Origin of the sequence: Psychrobacter piscatorii, from assembly GCF_904846415.1 — a bacterium.
GTDB classification, from domain to species: domain Bacteria; phylum Pseudomonadota; class Gammaproteobacteria; order Pseudomonadales; family Moraxellaceae; genus Psychrobacter; species Psychrobacter piscatorii.
Genome location: NZ_CAJHAR010000010.1, coordinates 86197 through 102195, shown reverse-complemented (window position 1 = coordinate 102195; position 15999 = coordinate 86197). Strand labels below are relative to the sequence as shown.

At 44.1% G+C, this 15999-nt stretch carries 12 protein-coding genes and 1 pseudogene; 7 read left to right on the top strand and 6 right to left on the bottom strand.

What is annotated here, in order from left to right:
* Window positions 1–111: 111 nt before the first annotated feature.
* Together aroC and prmB are read right to left on the bottom strand one after the other, a co-directional pair.
* On the bottom strand, window positions 112–1215 hold the full coding sequence (aroC, locus tag JMX83_RS06585; protein WP_201599838.1) for a chorismate synthase: 1104 nt from the start codon (window positions 1213–1215) through the stop codon (window positions 112–114).
* Between the two features lie 135 nt (window positions 1216–1350).
* Complete coding sequence (gene prmB / locus JMX83_RS06580; protein ID WP_201599835.1) at window positions 1351–2523, bottom strand: 50S ribosomal protein L3 N(5)-glutamine methyltransferase; 1173 nt, start codon at window positions 2521–2523, stop codon at window positions 1351–1353.
* 340 nt (window positions 2524–2863) lie between these two features.
* Between prmB and JMX83_RS06575 the strand changes: the two genes are divergently transcribed.
* Window positions 2864–4267 carry a L,D-transpeptidase family protein gene (locus JMX83_RS06575; RefSeq protein WP_193834241.1) on the top strand — a complete coding sequence of 468 codons (1404 nt, stop codon included), beginning with the start codon at window positions 2864–2866 and terminating at the stop codon, window positions 4265–4267.
* Window positions 4268–4422: 155 nt separating this feature from the next.
* On the opposite strand, the gene JMX83_RS06570 is transcribed toward JMX83_RS06575, so the two are convergent.
* Window positions 4423–4635: a hypothetical protein gene (locus JMX83_RS06570; protein ID WP_102090391.1), complete on the bottom strand. Its 213-nt coding sequence runs from the start codon at window positions 4633–4635 to the stop codon at window positions 4423–4425.
* A 275-nt stretch (window positions 4636–4910) separates the two neighbouring features.
* Here JMX83_RS06570 and JMX83_RS06565 point away from each other — a divergent pair, with 275 nt between their 5' ends.
* The 5 genes and pseudogenes from JMX83_RS06565 to JMX83_RS06545 all read left to right on the top strand — a co-directional run bounded on the left by JMX83_RS06565 (window position 4911) and on the right by JMX83_RS06545 (window position 12184).
* Window positions 4911–6653 (top strand): DUF389 domain-containing protein, encoded by a 1743-nt coding sequence (locus JMX83_RS06565; protein ID WP_201599834.1) that lies wholly within the window; start codon window positions 4911–4913, stop codon window positions 6651–6653.
* A 154-nt stretch (window positions 6654–6807) separates the two neighbouring features.
* Window positions 6808–9480, top strand: a complete 2673-nt coding sequence (gene alaS, locus JMX83_RS06560) for an alanine--tRNA ligase (protein WP_201599832.1) — start codon at window positions 6808–6810, stop codon at window positions 9478–9480.
* A gap of 316 nt (window positions 9481–9796) precedes the next feature.
* Window positions 9797–11083 (top strand): aspartate kinase, encoded by a 1287-nt coding sequence (locus JMX83_RS06555; RefSeq protein ID WP_058024167.1) that lies wholly within the window; start codon window positions 9797–9799, stop codon window positions 11081–11083.
* Window positions 11084–11477: 394 nt separating this feature from the next.
* Window positions 11478–11645, top strand: a pseudogene (gene csrA, locus JMX83_RS06550) (carbon storage regulator CsrA); the annotation flags it as partial.
* A 164-nt stretch (window positions 11646–11809) separates the two neighbouring features.
* The gene (locus JMX83_RS06545; protein WP_201599830.1) at window positions 11810–12184 is read left to right on the top strand and encodes a HopJ type III effector protein; all 375 of its coding nucleotides are present in this window, start codon (window positions 11810–11812) and stop codon (window positions 12182–12184) included.
* 95 nt (window positions 12185–12279) lie between these two features.
* On the opposite strand, the gene JMX83_RS06540 is transcribed toward JMX83_RS06545, so the two are convergent.
* The 3 genes from JMX83_RS06540 to JMX83_RS06530 all read right to left on the bottom strand — a co-directional run bounded on the left by JMX83_RS06540 (window position 12280) and on the right by JMX83_RS06530 (window position 14997).
* Window positions 12280–13499 (bottom strand): IS3 family transposase gene (locus tag JMX83_RS06540; RefSeq protein ID WP_227675764.1). Its coding sequence is split into 2 segments (ribosomal slippage): window positions 12280–13160 and window positions 13160–13499, totalling 1221 coding nucleotides; the frame shifts between segments, so codons are not numbered across the junction.
* Window positions 13500–13597: 98 nt separating this feature from the next.
* Entirely contained in the window at window positions 13598–13909 is a 312-nt protein-coding gene (locus tag JMX83_RS06535) for a YeaC family protein (protein ID WP_201599824.1), read from the bottom strand.
* Window positions 13910–13992: 83 nt separating this feature from the next.
* Window positions 13993–14997, bottom strand: a complete 1005-nt coding sequence (locus JMX83_RS06530; RefSeq protein ID WP_201599821.1) for an NAD(+) kinase — start codon at window positions 14995–14997, stop codon at window positions 13993–13995.
* Window positions 14998–15269: 272 nt separating this feature from the next.
* On the opposite strand from JMX83_RS06530, the gene JMX83_RS06525 reads away from it, so the two are divergent.
* Window positions 15270–15992 carry a Bax inhibitor-1/YccA family protein gene (locus tag JMX83_RS06525; RefSeq protein WP_058024171.1) on the top strand — a complete coding sequence of 241 codons (723 nt, stop codon included), beginning with the start codon at window positions 15270–15272 and terminating at the stop codon, window positions 15990–15992.
* The last annotated feature ends 7 nt before the right edge of the window (window positions 15993–15999 follow it).

Here is a 15999-nt window from a genome sequence, read left to right as displayed (position 1 = left end):
ATTGTATTTAGGTAACACCTGTATTTTATTTGGACATAAAAAAGCCCTTTATTATTTCTAGTGTTAAATCACTAGAAGCAATAAAGAGCTGATTTCTCTACGACAAAAATACTAAGTAATCGATTGTACTGGCAGCTGCACATCCGCGTTTTGACCGCGATGACGCAGATAATGATCAAGCACTACAATCGCTAGCATCGCTTCGGCAATGGGCGTAGCACGCACACCAACGCAAGGATCATGACGACCCTTAGTCAGCATATCGACTGCTTCACCTTGAGTGTTAATGCTCTTGCCAGCAGTGGTAATACTAGACGTTGGCTTAAGCGCAATACTCACACGGATATCTTGGCCTGATGAGATACCGCCCAAGATACCGCCCGCATGATTGGCTGCAAACCCATCTGGAGTCAGCTCATCACGAGCGCTATGTCCGAATTGACCTGCTACCGCCATCCCATCGCCAATCTCGACGCCTTTGACCGCATTGATACTCATCATCGCATGAGCGATATCTGCATCTAAACGATCAAATACTGGTTCGCCTAAGCCTACTGGCACACCGCTCGCAATGATATCAAGGCGTGCGCCACAGCTAGTGCCTTCACGGCGCAAGTTATCAATCAAGGTCTCAAACCGGCCAATCGCTTCTTTGTCTGCACAAAAGAACGGATTGCTATTTACAAACTCCCAGTCAATTTGGCTTGGGTCTAAGACATTACTATGCTCATTGCCGATTTGGGTAACGTGACCACGGATTTGTACGCCCAGACGTTCTTGCAAGTATTTCTTGGCGATAGCACCAGCAGCCACTCGCATAGCCGTCTCACGCGCTGACGAGCGACCGCCACCGCGATAGTCACGGAAGCCATATTTCATACTATAAGTATAGTCAGCGTGTCCAGGACGGAAAGTATCTTTGATATCGCTATAGTCTTTAGATTTTTGATTGGTATTACGAATCAATAGACCGATAGACGTACCTGTAGTTTTACCTTCAAATACGCCAGAGATAATCTCAACTTCATCAGACTCACGGCGCTGGGTTGAATACTTAGACGTACCCGGTTTGCGACGATCCAAATCTACTTGTAGGTCGTCTGCAGATAATGCTAAACCTGGTGGTACGCCATCAACGATGGCCATCAGGCCTGCGCCATGTGACTCACCGCAAGTGGTGACCGTAAAAACCTGCCCAATACTATTGCCTGCCATAACTGTCCTTAAACAAGTAAACGCTACTGATGACTATGTGACCAATCACTCATGGTTATTGCTTATAATGAGTAATTGTATTGTTATTTATAGTTTCGGCTCGTGCAGCCGATGTCTATCCGACCCAATATCTGTCTATTGAAGGCTATCTAATAGCTGAACATAAGAGGCAAACAATTGACGGTTTGAGACTAGCTCATCATAGGTAATCGCAAAGACACCATGACCGCCATGTGCAAACTTCAACCAATCAAACTGGATTTCAGGATAGGCTTGTTTTAGTGCCCATTCGCTGTCGCCCACTTCACAGACCAGCAACCCATCTGGGCTAAGGTAATCTGGCGCTTCAAATAAAATACGATGTACCAAATCCAAGCCATCTTGGCCCGCGGCTAATGCATGCTCAGGCTCGTATAAGAACTCAGGCGGTAAATCTGCCATGATAGCCGCATCGACGTACGGTGGATTGGTGACAATAAGCTCATACTGGTTCTCAGCAGGTATCTTGGCAAACAAATCAGACTCGATTACGTTTACTTGATGGCCAAGATCATGATGATCGACATTGACCATTGCGACGTCCAGCGCGCCTTTATCAATATCAACAGCATCAACCAAGGCATCAACGAAACGAGTAGCAAGCGCGATTGCGATACAACCAGAGCCAGTACACAAGTCCAAGATACGCTCAGGCTGCGACAATTGCTTCACATCTAAACCATGATCATAAAATACCGCTGACTTTTCATTCGGGCTGACACCCAGTGGTTTGGCGAGCTCAGTCACATCAAAGTACGGATGGAACTGCTGACGAATCAACTCTGCAATCGGTGAACGAGGGATAAGAACCCGCTCATCGACATAAAAAGGCAAATCGCAGAAATACGATAAGTTAATCAAATAACTTAGTGGCTTACGCTCAGCGATACGCTCTTCTAATAGTCCTAGTACCAACTGCTTTTCAGACGTGGTCAGACGACAGTCTAAAATCTGCTCATTAGCAGACCAATCGAGAGACAAAGAGTGCAGGACAATGGCTGACGCTTCTGCAAACTCGTCGGTCGTGCCTTGTGCAACAACGACGTCATAATTACGCAGCTGTGTGACTGAAAAACGAATAAAGTCGCGAATACTGACGAGCTGCTCTCGTGCTTCGTTTAATTCTGCATGTAAGTTAGCAAATTCATCGTGCTCACCAAGAAGTCCAGTCTCTAAATCATACTCCATCTCACCGTCTAAGCCCTCAGACTCATCATTGAAGTATTGGTTTTGAAACTCTTCTGCACTCATTGTTTGGTCTTCTGACATATCGCACCTTGTGGATTAACTGCTAGCGGGTTAAATTGCTTTTTGCTAAAAATCGTTATATTAAATAAAATTCAGTCATACATTATAGACGTAAACCTCTAGTAGCGCCAATAACTGTCATTTTTACTTGCACAAAAAATAGTGCGAATAATGAATAGTTTGCGTAAGAATCGAGCACGACGCCATACACACCTTGGTTAAATTATTACCCAACTGTAGCGAATACGTCAGCAGTTGACGTTTGGCAAGTCTTAAATGCAAAAAGATGTGTCAAAAGTTTGCGATGCAATCAAATTATGCGCATAATAGCCGCATTAGTAGCAACCACAAGTGACTCAATATGATGAAAATAAAGCCAATTATTACTGCCATATCTATCGCAGCTGTAAGTGCCAGTGTAGCCGCACTTGCTGCACCTGCCGATAGTACTCGCACATTGCCAGTACGCACGGCTGACGCTATGCCAGGCCTTGCAAAAAAGGTCAGCCTTAATGTGCAAGAGAACCGTAGTCGCTCAGATGGCGCTGCTACTGTACAGTTAAATACAGAGAAAGCGAAACCAGTCGACAGCATGAACCAGCTTATCAATAATAAGCAAGAAGCCAACCAAAACGTGCCAGCCCCAGCTGCTGACAATATGAGCGCAGCAGAACTAACGCGCAAAGATGAGCAAGCTGACCGCAATGATGACATTAGTGAAGGTCAAGCCGTCGCTGCGCCTAGCGACCTATCATCTATCGACTCATCTGATCCACTCGCTTTTGAGTTACCAGAGAGTGAGAAGCGTCAAGACTTCAGCGACGATCCAACCATCAAAAATATCGAAGATAAAGATGGTAAGAAGCACACAACGCTGAACTTGTCGAACTATGCTAAGCAAGTGAATGGTGCTGTCTGGTCACCTAATATGAAAGTCAACTCAGCGATGACCATCAAAATGCAGGCGCTGCTCGATTGGAACCATGCTTCTCCTGGTCCTATCGATGGTGGTTGGGGCATGAACAGCAAAAAAGCCCTTGTTAACTTCCAAACGATGAAAGGCTTGCCAGCGACTGGTAAAATGGATCAAAAAACTTGGGATGCCTTGGTTAAAAACATCCCTGCGAACAAACCTGTACTGGTCACTTACACGTTGACCGCAGACGATATCAATACCAATTTTGCGACCACGCCTTCTGGTTCAGAAGCGAAGTCAAAAATGAAAGGTCTTTATTATCAAGATATTAAAGAGATGCTAGGTGAACGTTTCCATATGGATGTACGTTACTTAGATAAACTCAACAAAAATAAAAAGTACGCTGTTGGCGAGACTATCACAGTACTAAATACTCGTGACAAGCTGAACCAACGTATCAATCGCGTGGTTGCCAACAAAGCCGACAAAACATTGTATGCCTATAATGGTGACAAATTGGTTGCTACTTATCCGACGACCGTCGGTAGCGATGCCACACCGTCTCCAAAAGGCACGTTCAAAATTATCAATAAAGTGAAAATGCCTTGGTATAAATCAACCGTTGGTGAAGGCGCTCAAAAGAAAGTTCATATGATAGCACCAGGACCAAACAACCCAGTCGGTGTCGTTTGGATGGGATTATCTAAGCCTTCTTACGGTTTACATGGCTCACCAGTACCTGAAGGTATCAGTCGTCAAGGCTCAGCAGGTTGTGTTCGTTTGACCAACTGGGATGTGTTAGAAGTTTATGCCAATATCGAAAATGGCGCGGTTGTCGAACTTCAATAAATAGAACCTTATTAGAACTAGCTTCGATGCTAGTTAGCAAATAATTCTAATGATGACAAAAAAGACCTCAATATTGAGGTCTTTTTTTGTTTGTTGATAGGTGTTTCCACTTCACATCGATAACACTGCTTGTCTTTATGTCTTACTGTTCGCCTTTATGTCTTATAGCCTTCCTCATTCCCAGTAATACTGCCAATTTTTTTGGTAAAGAATAATCCTGCAGGTATTGAAGCCAAAACACCCAATCCAACCGCTATTTGAATATGAAATATCTCATCGAACCCTGTAACGAGAGCACCAATCATAAAAAGCCCAATAGTCACGGTGGCTGTCATTGAGTATATGACAGAAAATAATGGCCAGTTCATAAGTTATTCCTTATCTTTATTGTGGATATAATATATTTAACCTCAATTCCACAAAAAAAGTAAGTATTTACCGTGAACCATTGTAGCATCTATATTGAATGACTTTTGAATAAAAACCATGCTATTATTAAGGTTTTCGACTTAATCATAAGAAATACCAGTTCTTACTCCCACCTTCTCTCAACTCTTTTTTATATTTTCAAGAATCTCCTATATCTTTATCTATTTATCATTACAATAATGACTTTCTTTACCTACTAAGAACGCTATCTGCTATGTCCTCATCTAAAAAAAATACTGCGCCTAACTCAGTGGATCAAAACGATTCACCAATCACTACTGACGCCTCTCACAATCAAGACGCGACAATTGATCCAGTAGTTGATGATGCCGCTGTCGATCACAATAAAAGCGAAGATAATCAACATAAGCAATCGACTGATACAGATGGCGAGACAGACTCCGAAGTAGACACTGAATGTGCGCAGCCACCTGACGCTGAGATAACGATGGAAACCATCAGTGACGATGTGGTCGTAGCAACCTTAGAATCGACAGAACCTGAGTCACAGTCAAATACTGAAGCATCAGAGATTGCAGAGTCAGAGACTATAGAAGCGAAAGAAAAGTCCGATTTCTTCCAGTCGGATACGGCAGAAACAACAGAAAAAAGTGCTCAAGATGATAGTGATGCTGAAGTAACGGTAGAAGCAGAAGACGATCTTGCTGATGACTCTGCTGATGACACAAACATCGCAGCAAAGTCATCAGATAATAAAACAGCCAATCAACCAAAAACAAAAAATGAATCTAGTCGCGATGATGACAATCAAGAGAGTAATTCAGAAGATAAAAGCCAAAATAAAGACACTAATGTAGAAGATAGCGATGTAGAAAACGAAAGTGACGAAGATGAGGTTCAAGAGGAAAAAGAAGCCAAACTTGAGTCTTATAAGCAATTCGTCGCCGAGCAATTTAGTAATCAGAAGGTAGATTACCCAGAAGTACGGGTTAGGATTGAGGCAAACGCGCTGCCTAGCAAGATGTACTTCATCATGAACATCTTATCTGCCATCATTGCCAGTTATGGGCTAGTGACTAATTCAGCAGCCGTGGTCATCGGAGCCATGTTGGTTGCGATGATGCTAGGCCCTATCACGGGTATAGCACTAGCAATTATCGATCACCGTATGCCACTGCTACGTAAGTCGCTCTTTACCGTCATTATCGGTGTCTCATTGGTGGTATTGGTCGGCTTTATCGTTGGTTGGCTACATAAAGACCAACCGCTAACGGCAGAAATCCTATCTCGCACCCAGCCTACTTCCATGGATTTGATGATTGCCTTAGCAGGTGGCACGGCTGGTGCGTATGCGATGGTATCTCCGCATCTCTCGGTTGCTGTTGTTGGCGTTGCAGTTGCCACAGCCTTAGTACCACCACTGGCTGCTAGCGGTATCTTGCTCGCTAATGGCGAGATGCAGCTTGGTCTTGGTGCGCTTCTGTTGGCAGCGACCAACATTCTTGCTATCCAGTTTACCAATGCGCTTGTCTTATGGGTCTTAGGGTTTCGTCGTTTGGTCGATGACGATTATAAGTCCAATACCTATCTGACCTTTTTGCAGCGTAACGCGGTGACTTTATTACTACTTGGCGGCTTAGGTGCCTACTTAACCATCAATCTACAGACCAATGCCAAGCAGCAAGTATTTGAAAGTAGTGTAAAAGAAGCCATCAACAACTACTTTATCGATCAAGGCAATGTATTAACCAATACACAGTTTGATACCTCAGAAGAAAATCAAGTGGTGCGAGCAATCGTGCGTGGAGAGACTTTGCCGAGCTCATATGATGTTCGCCAGATTGAAACGCTCATTACCAATGATATGGCAGAGAATTTCCCAGAGTACTTGCCAATTAAGCTTCAACTACGTTATCTGCCTGTGCAAGTAATCGAGTCCAATCCAACGACGCAAGACAAATTAGATGAAACGGATGCGGCAATTTTGACCAACTAGTTTGCATACTCTATAAATTAAGCAATGACTAGCACACGTATAATAACCTAGTAGTTATAACTCTTGTACCAAGAGCTTGGGCGTTTGTGCTAAAATCGCTTGCAAAATTATTTTATGTCATTTACTCAATTCTATCCGTCAGTAAGGAGCCGCTGTGAGCCAGCCATTTCGCTCAGCCGATATTCGCCAAGCCTTTATCGATTTTTTCATAAGCAAGCAGCACACCCAAGTTTCATCGTCTAGCTTGATTCCACACAATGATCCGACATTGCTATTTACCAATGCCGGTATGAATCAGTTTAAAGAAACCTTTTTGGGTATGGAACCACGTGACTATACACGTGCGGTAACCTCGCAAAAGTGCGTACGTGCTGGCGGCAAACACAATGATTTGGATAATGTCGGCTATACCGCCCGTCACCATACTTTCTTTGAAATGCTTGGCAACTTCTCATTTGGTGATTATTTCAAGCAAGCAGGTATTGAGTATATCTGGGAGTTTTTAACCTCAGATCAGTGGTTAGCGATTGATAAAAATCGTCTCTATGTCACTATCTATGAGACTGATGACGAGGCCTTTGAAATTTGGAATAAAAACATCGGCATCCCGAGTGAGCGCATCATTCGTATTGGTGATAACAAAGGTGCTCCTTACGCGTCTGATAACTTTTGGACAATGGGTGACACTGGTCCTTGTGGTCCTTGTACCGAAGTCTTTTATGACCACGGCGCCGATATCGAAGGCGGTCTGCCAGGTACGCCAGAAGAAGACGGCGATCGCTATATTGAGATTTGGAACTGCGTATTCATGCAGTTCAATCGTCAAAAAGACGGTACGCTATTACCACTGCCAGCACCTAGCGTCGATACAGGCATGGGGCTTGAGCGTATTAGTGCCATTATGCAAGGCGTTCATGGCAACTATGAGATCGACTTGTTCGTTCATTTGATGGACGCAGCGGCTGACATTTTAGAAATCAATAATGAGCAACAATCATCATTAAAAGTCATCGCCGACCATATTCGTGCCGTGGCGTTTTTGATTGCTGATGGTGTCATGCCAAGTAATGAAGGTCGTGGCTATGTATTGCGCCGTGTCATTCGTCGCGCAGTACGTCATGGCAACAAACTTGGCGCTGATAGTGAGTTTTTCTATAAGATGGTAGCCCCGCTTGTGGCTGAAATGGGCAGTGCCTATCCTGAGCTAAAAGACAAGCAGAGCGTCATCGAAAGTGCCATTCAAAAAGAAGAAGCACAGTTTGCTAAAACACTGGCACAAGGCTTACGTTTACTTGCCAGCGAACTTGAAGGCTTACAAGATGGCGATACGCTATCTGGTGAAGCAGCATTTAAGCTCTATGATACCTATGGTTTCCCACTTGATTTGACTGCCGATATCACTCGTGAACGCGGTATCGCTATTGATGAAGCCGAATTTGATGAGCATATGCAGGCACAACGTGAGCGTGCGCGTGATGCTGGCAAGTTTGACGTCGATTACAGCAGTGTCATCCAAGTAGAAACGCCAACGACATTTATCGGCTATGAGCAGCTTGAAGAAGACGGCGTGACTATTGACGCGCTTTATCAAGACGGCAATCCAGCAGATAGCTTAACGGAAGGTATGGAAGGCGTGGTGGTATTGGATCGCACGCCATTTTACGCGGAAGGCGGCGGTCAAGTGGGTGAGCTTGGTGAAATCCGCACCGAATCAGGTGTCTTTGAAGTACAAGATACCAAAAAATCTGGTCAAGCCATCATTCATTATGGTGTGGTGACTATGGGTGATATCAAACCCAAGCAAACGGCGGATGCCCACGTACTCTCAAGCATTCGTGCAGCCAGTGCCAAAAACCACTCTGCCACTCACCTATTACATGCAGCACTAAGAGAAGTCTTGGGTGATGAAGTCACGCAGAAAGGCTCATTAGTCTCAAGCGAAGTGTTACGTTTTGACTTTGCTTATGACAAGCCTGTCAGTGCTGCTGAAATCACGCGTATCGAACGCTTGGTCAATGAGCAAATCCAAGCCAATACTCCTGCCCGTATCGAGCACATGTCGATTGATGAGGCCATGAATCAAGGCGCAATGGCGTTATTTGGCGAAAAGTACGGCAGTGATGTTCGCGTACTTACCATGGGTACAGAGAGTGTCATAGATGGTCAGCGCAAGCCTTTTTCTATCGAGCTATGTGGTGGCCTACATGTCGAGCGCACTGGCGATATCGGTATGCTAAAAATCACCAGTGAGTCGGGTATTGCTGCTGGTATTCGCCGTATTGAAGCCGTCACGGGTATGAATGCGGTCAAAAACATTCAGCAAAGCGAGCAACAACTGAGTGAGTTGGCAAGCCAGCTAAAAGTCAAACGTCCTGAAGTTGCCCAACGTGTACGCACCATGGCAGATAAGCAACGCGAGCTTGAAAAACAGCTAGAGCGCTTAGAGCAAAAAATCGCCAGCGCTCAAGCCGCTAACTTACTCGATGATGTGCAGACTATTGCAGGTACGCCTGTACTTATCAGCACCTTAAGCGGTGTTGATGGCAAATCCATCCGTACGCTAATGGATGATATCAAATCAAAACTGCCTGATAGTGTGATTGTATTAATTGGTGATAAAGATGACCAATTAGCTCTCGCAGCGAGCGTCGCTAAATCTGTTACTGCTAAAATCAAAGCGGGTGATATCATTCGTCATTTAGCAGGCGAGCTTGGTGGTAAAGGTGGCGGTAAACCTGACTACGCACAGGGCGGCGCACCAAAGTCTGGCAACAGTCCTGCCGTAATCAATGCCCTACCTGCTTGGATTGAAACCCAGCTTAGCTAGTCATAAAAGGCCTAGTAACTCAGAGCCTTACTCTGGTTTACTTGGCATGGGATATGCGATTGGTTATAGCAACTATAACCAATCGCCATGTATCTAAGCGGTACTGATACTTAAAGTTATGCTGTAGATATGGTATAAAGGTCAACGTTTGACAATATTGCTCATGTATTACCGTTGATGCAGTACCACTAAACGAATGACACATATAGTGCATAACTCTTATAATCTGGCTTTATCTATACACGCATTGACGAGTATCACATTGACACTTATCAGTGATAATAAAAGGTCATTAATGAATAACAGGTAAATTTTTATGGCGTTAATAGTACAGAAATACGGCGGCACCTCGATGGGCAGTATCGACCGCATCAAAAACGTCGCCAAACGAGTCAAACGTTGGCATGATAATGGTCATCAAGTCGTGGTTGTGGTCTCAGCCATGAGTGGTGAAACCAACCGTTTGATTGATCTAGCACGCCAAATCAGTAACAACCCTGACCCACGTGAGTACGACCAGATGGTCTCAACCGGTGAGCAGGTCTCTATCTCACTACTCGCGATGGCGATTAAAGAGCTTGGTATTGGTGCGCGTTCAATGACTGGTCGTCAAGTCGCGATTAAAACCGATAACGCCCATAATAAGGCCCGTATCGAAAGCATCGATGATAAAAACATACGCGAGCAGCTAGATGCTGGCAATATCGTCATTGTGGCAGGCTTTCAAGGTATTGATGAAGAAGGCAATGCAACCACATTGGGACGCGGCGGCTCTGATACGACAGGCGTTGCGATTGCGGCGGCTTTGGGTGCTGATGAATGTCAAATTTATACTGACGTTGATGGCGTTTATACCACTGACCCTCGTGTCACCTCAAAAGCCAAAAAGCTTGAAAAAATTACCTTTGAAGAAATGCTTGAGATGGCAAGTCTTGGTTCCAAAATCCTACAGATTCGCTCAGTAGAATTCGCTGGCAAATACGGCGTGCCACTGCGCGTCTTATCTAGCTTTGATGAAAACACTGACGGTAGCTTTGACCAAGAGTTTCAAAACAACGTGGGCACCCTAATTACGATAGACGAAGGAGACAATATGGAACAGGCAATCATCTCAGGTATCGCATTCAACCGAGACGAAGCAAAAATCTTAGTACGCGGTGTACCTGACCATCCTGGTATCGCCTCTGCTATCTTAAGCCCAATTGGCCGCGCCAATATCGAAATCGATATGATTGTCCAAAACCTCTCGGACAATGGTACCACTGACTTTACTTTCACGGTCAATCGCACTGACTTGGACAAGACTCTAAAAGTGCTTAACGAAGAAGTCAAAGACGAGATTGGAGCCAAAGAGATTTCAGGCAACAGCGAAGTGGTCAAAGTCTCACTAGTTGGCGTTGGTATGCGCTCACACGCAGGGGTTGCGAGCCTCATGTTCCAAACACTGGCTGAGAACAATATCAATATCCAAATGATATCGACCAGCGAAATCAAAGTGTCTGTTTTGATTCAAGATCAGCACTTAGAAAAAGCGGTCAAATCACTGCATACTGCCTTTGGTCTTGACCGTGAAGACGGCGAGAGCAAAATCGCTGGGCTATAAGGCCAAAAAACTGTTAAAATACAGCTTTAGCATTGATGGCTATCTATTAACCGCTATGAATAACGCTACATCGTATGTAAATAAATAGCCTCCAAATAAAAACAGTACTTAAATAAAATAGGATCTTTTTAGGTCCTATTTTTATTTTTTAGCATAGTTGAAATGAGCATTTACCTAATAGTTTTGTGAAAAAACCGTGACAGTATCTGTTATGCCACCTATAATGGGGCTTTCATTTGGGCTAAATGAATCTACCTATCATTGCCGCTATTGGCACAACGTCAAGCATCGTAATAATTGATACATGACATGTTTAGTGCTGCGGTGATGTTCTGCAATTGAGAAGTAATCTGATGAGTAATAATTTGTTGATGCGACATAAGGAGTGTGACGCATGTTAATTTTGACACGCCGCGTGGGCGAAACGCTAATGATTGGCGATGAAGTCAGTGTGACGGTTTTGGGCGTCAAAGGCAATCAAGTACGTATCGGTGTGAATGCACCTAAAGATATTGCCGTACACCGCGAAGAGATTTATCAACGTATTCAGCATGAGCGCTCTGTACAGTCGCAAATGCAACATCTTGAGCAAGGCAACTTTTCGCCTTCGTTCGATGACGAGGACTACTTCAATCGCTAATCTATAATACTTAATGCTCAACGACTAATGAGCATACATAAGCATTATATTTTTTATTTTTTAAACTGCTCTGAGGTCATTTATTTATGAGTATCCGCCAATCAGATGTATCGGCATTACTTAATGGTTTGAATAAAAAAGCCATTGGATTCAATGATGTCATCAGCTTTATCGATGATTTTTATCGCTATTCTCCTGCCCCATTTGTGAATGGAATGGTACATAATGCAGCTGGCGAAAACGAAGGCAGTGCAAAGATTTTTGGATTTGCTAAGCATCACGGTCTAAACCAATTAGATACGCTAAAACTATTCGGCGAACATTATGCCAAAGTTCAAGCAACGCCTAACGGTACCGACCATGCTAATATTCGCAACTTTTTGCATTGGGGATGGAAAGGATTTTTGATGCAAAAAAATCCGCTAACGGTTCGTCCTAGTGTCGACACGACTGCAATTTAAATATGTGTAGTGATTGAATGATTAATATGTCCCGTCCTAAAATAGATTGATGATTTTTTAATGAGCCAGATACCCTGAGTATCTGGCTTTTTACATTAAGCAGGACATGAATAACGGTCATGAACCTGGGCAGGTGTTCTCATATTCAAACTTAAATGAGGTCTGATATTATTATAGACATAAACAGACTCATCGATAAGCTGTTTAAGCTCACCCATCGTATTGCACTCATACAACAAGAACTCATTCTTTAAAATACCATTAACCCGCTCAGCCAAAGCATTCTGATAACAATCATAGCCATCAGTCATAGACGGTGTGATGTTATTTACTCTAAGCACCTCTTGATACTCTAAGGCACAGTATTGAAGACCTCTATCAGAGTGATGAATCGCTTTATGCGTATAACGCCGCCTGTGAGCTGCCATCTTGAGCGCCTTCACCACCTCAGTCGCTGGCATATGATCACTTAAATGATAGCCCATAATCTGTCTTGAATACGCATCTGTCACTAACGATAGATAATGCACCCCTTGCTTGGAGGTAACATAAGTGATATCAGCGACCAACGTCTGCTCAGGTTTAATAGGTGCTGGTGCATCCTTCGTTAGATTGGGATGCTTTTTCATCCAATGTTTGCTAAAGGTAGTCTTGGTATAGCTACGTTTGGGCTTAACCAGTAGTCTGTGTGCTCTTAGATAATCAAAGAACCCATCACGGCCAATCTTGATACCATGCGCTGTCAGCTTAGGCTTAATGAGCCAATATAACTTCCGACCTCCTATGCGAGGCATTAGCATTCGATACGCTTGTACCCAGTCCTTGATGACGGCAAACCTGCTTGCTTTGTTATGCTGCCGGATACGGTGTTGATACACCGCTTGCGGGCTAACACTAAGTAACCGGCATCCTTGGGCTAAACTTATTTGTTTGTCTGTTTTGAGCTGCCAGAGGATGCCGTAGCAGACTTTTTTCTAGCATGTGCTCCATAGTCGTTTTCAAATACTTCGACGACTTTGCTTAAAATAAGGTTATGCGCTTTGGCATCAGCCAGTTCACGTTCTAGACGTTTGATGGTTTGCGCTGGGGTTTCTTTAGATGGCATAGTCTGACTCTTAGGTAGGTGGGTCCAGTCTAATTTACCATGACGTCGCAGCCATACCAATACGGTACTGCGTCCTTGTATGCCATAAATCGCTTGCGCTTGTTTGTAGGTCATGTCGCCTTTTTCTACACTGTCAACGACGGCCAATTTAAAGCCTAGCGTGTAATCTTTTTGCGTACGCTTAGCCCTTGTTGTCTCTAACTTGTCCATGAATAAGCTCCTTTTTCGTAAACTTATTTCAGGACGGGACAATAAAGTAAAAAAAGCCACGCTCATTAGCGTGGCTTTTTTATTGACTGTTTATAGATTTATTTATTACGAAACTTCACAGGTTGCACCGCCCCTTTCGGGTTCGGCATATTAGGATAATGATGCTCGTGCTCGACATCACATTCAGCACCAACCACTGAACCGTCGTCTTTTACTGGTTTGTGGATATAGCCCGTACGCTCGGCAGGTGGTAGATGCTCGTGCTCCCATACCATCACTGCTTGCATGCAGGTTTCTCGCTGCTCAGCGGTAATTTTACGACCATCAGGCCACTTACCTAGCTCAATCGCCATGCGGAATTTATCAACCACTTCCGGTGTCAGACTGGCTAGTATTGTTTGTTTATCCATCTTGCCTACTCTCCACTACTATTTTTGCATCATATTTTTTGATGACTATTAGACGACTTGAAGACATGCCCTAATAGATACGCTCATTCATCCTCTATAATATCATCATCGACATCTAGACTAAATTCTTCGGCATGTACGTTCCAGTGCAGCTTGGTACGACAGGCTTCATAAAAGTCAAACCCAGGCGGATGCAGTAAAGTGAGCTTATCAGGATGCTTACGAATATACAGGCGCTGTTCTTGCTCAAGCGGTACGCTTGGTTTGCCATCTGCGCTGACCATCGGCTGCGTGCGATTGTCTTCGTGAATACGAATACAAACCTCACTATTACCACTGACGACAATCGGACGACTAGACAACGTATGCGGATGCATGGGCACCAGACAGATGGCATCCATACTTGGATGAATGATGGGGCCACCACCAGATAGAGCATAAGCGGTTGAACCAGTCGGTGTCGCTGCTATCAAGCCATCACTATGCTGCCTATAAACATCATGTCCGTCAATCTTCATCTGAAAATCGATCATATGTACCGATTTGCCTGCGTGCAGTACGATGTCGTTGAGCGCCATGTCTTCATGGATAATTTTGCGCCCTTCTCGTATCTCCATCGTCAATAAAAACCGATGATCCAACTGATAATCGCCCATCAATACTTGGCGTAGCTTAAATGCTGCTTCGTCAGGTTTGACATCTGCCAAAAACCCGAGACGACCACGGTTAACCCCTAATACCGGGACACGGTAGCGTGCCAATGCTTCAGCAGCATGCAATATCGATCCATCACCACCAACGACTATGACCAAATCGCAAATCTCACCAATCAAGCCACGTTTAACGATTTTGACTCTTTCTACTTCTGTGAGGTTAAGCGTTGGTAAGTTGGCCGTTTGTACATCCATGATCAACGTCAAATTCATATCGTTGATGGTTTGGGCAATCTGTACCAGACTTTGCGTGACGCTGCGTTTACCAGCACGGCCCATCAAGCCAATACGCCTAAAAGCAGGATTTTTGATAGCGTGGAACAGCTCTGACTCGTGTAAGTGTGGCAATCTTGCTGACTGCGCTGAGTTTTCCATAAAACGACTCGGTATAACGGTGAAGTACAGGGCAATAATAGCGATAAATGCGCGCTTAGACTAGCATGTTTATGAATTATCGTTGTTAACTGTCGTAACTGGCCCCATATAAAATATATCAGATGCCTTGCTCATACTTGCTTGTCTGCTTAGGTTTTTAGACTACTAGGTTGAGCTGTAACGGCTGTCACGCAAACACAGTTGACAATAACGGCGGTTTTGCTAAAGTAGCAGCATCTCTATTTTTATATTTTATTATTAAGGACTTATGTATGGCCAATCCTATTGTCAGTCGCGCAGAACTTGCGATCGGCGGTAATCCAATGACGGTCAAAGGCGTTATTCAAAAGACCAGCCTGTTACTTGGGTTATCAGCTATTACTGGTGTGGGCTTTTTCTTTTATGCGCTTATGGCAGGTTTATCGCAAGGTTTTATTACCATGGCAGCCTTCGGTAGCATGATTGCTGCGTTTGTTCTTGCCCTTTTTATTACCTTTAAGCCACAAAAAGCCAAGACGTTGGCCGTGCCTTACGCATTGCTAGAAGGTATCTTTTTGGGCGGTATCTCATTATTCTTTATGAGAATGTATCCAACGGTACCAGTCACGGCAATGTGTGCGACCTTCGTTACAGCAGCGGTCATGCTAGGGCTGTATCGCTCAGGTTTGGTTAAGGTCACTGAAAAGTTCCGCTCTATCGTGACCTCAGCCGTGATTGCGATCATGCTTGTTTATGTAGCACAGTGGGTACTGTCTCTAGCGTTTGGCTCAACCTTACCATTCTTGTTCGAAGGTGGTGCTATCGCTATTGGTTTTAGCTTATTTGTCATCGTTATCGCTTCTTTCACGCTGTTGTTGGATTTCGATAATATCGATCGCGGCGTGGCGATGGGTATTTCTGAAGACTACGAATGGTTGTTCAGCATTGGTATTCTTGCCACGCTAGTCTGGATGTACATTGAGTTCATGCGTCTATTGAGCTATCTACAAGACTAATTGAACA

What these genes read in the sequence shown, in the direction of transcription:
- aroC (WP_201599838.1), bottom strand. Translation starts at nt 1,215, where the DNA reads ATGGCAGGCAATAGTATTGGGCAGGTTTTTACGGTCACCACTTGCGGT.
- prmB (WP_201599835.1), bottom strand. Translation starts at nt 2,523, where the DNA reads ATGTCAGAAGACCAAACAATGAGTGCAGAAGAGTTTCAAAACCAATAC.
- JMX83_RS06575 (WP_193834241.1), top strand. Translation starts at nt 2,864, where the DNA reads ATGATGAAAATAAAGCCAATTATTACTGCCATATCTATCGCAGCTGTA.
- JMX83_RS06570 (WP_102090391.1), bottom strand. Translation starts at nt 4,635, where the DNA reads ATGAACTGGCCATTATTTTCTGTCATATACTCAATGACAGCCACCGTG.
- JMX83_RS06565 (WP_201599834.1), top strand. Translation starts at nt 4,911, where the DNA reads ATGTCCTCATCTAAAAAAAATACTGCGCCTAACTCAGTGGATCAAAAC.
- JMX83_RS06555 (WP_058024167.1), top strand. Translation starts at nt 9,797, where the DNA reads ATGGCGTTAATAGTACAGAAATACGGCGGCACCTCGATGGGCAGTATC.
- JMX83_RS06545 (WP_201599830.1), top strand. Translation starts at nt 11,810, where the DNA reads ATGAGTATCCGCCAATCAGATGTATCGGCATTACTTAATGGTTTGAAT.
- JMX83_RS06535 (WP_201599824.1), bottom strand. Translation starts at nt 13,909, where the DNA reads ATGGATAAACAAACAATACTAGCCAGTCTGACACCGGAAGTGGTTGAT.
- JMX83_RS06530 (WP_201599821.1), bottom strand. Translation starts at nt 14,997, where the DNA reads ATGGAAAACTCAGCGCAGTCAGCAAGATTGCCACACTTACACGAGTCA.
- JMX83_RS06525 (WP_058024171.1), top strand. Translation starts at nt 15,270, where the DNA reads ATGGCCAATCCTATTGTCAGTCGCGCAGAACTTGCGATCGGCGGTAAT.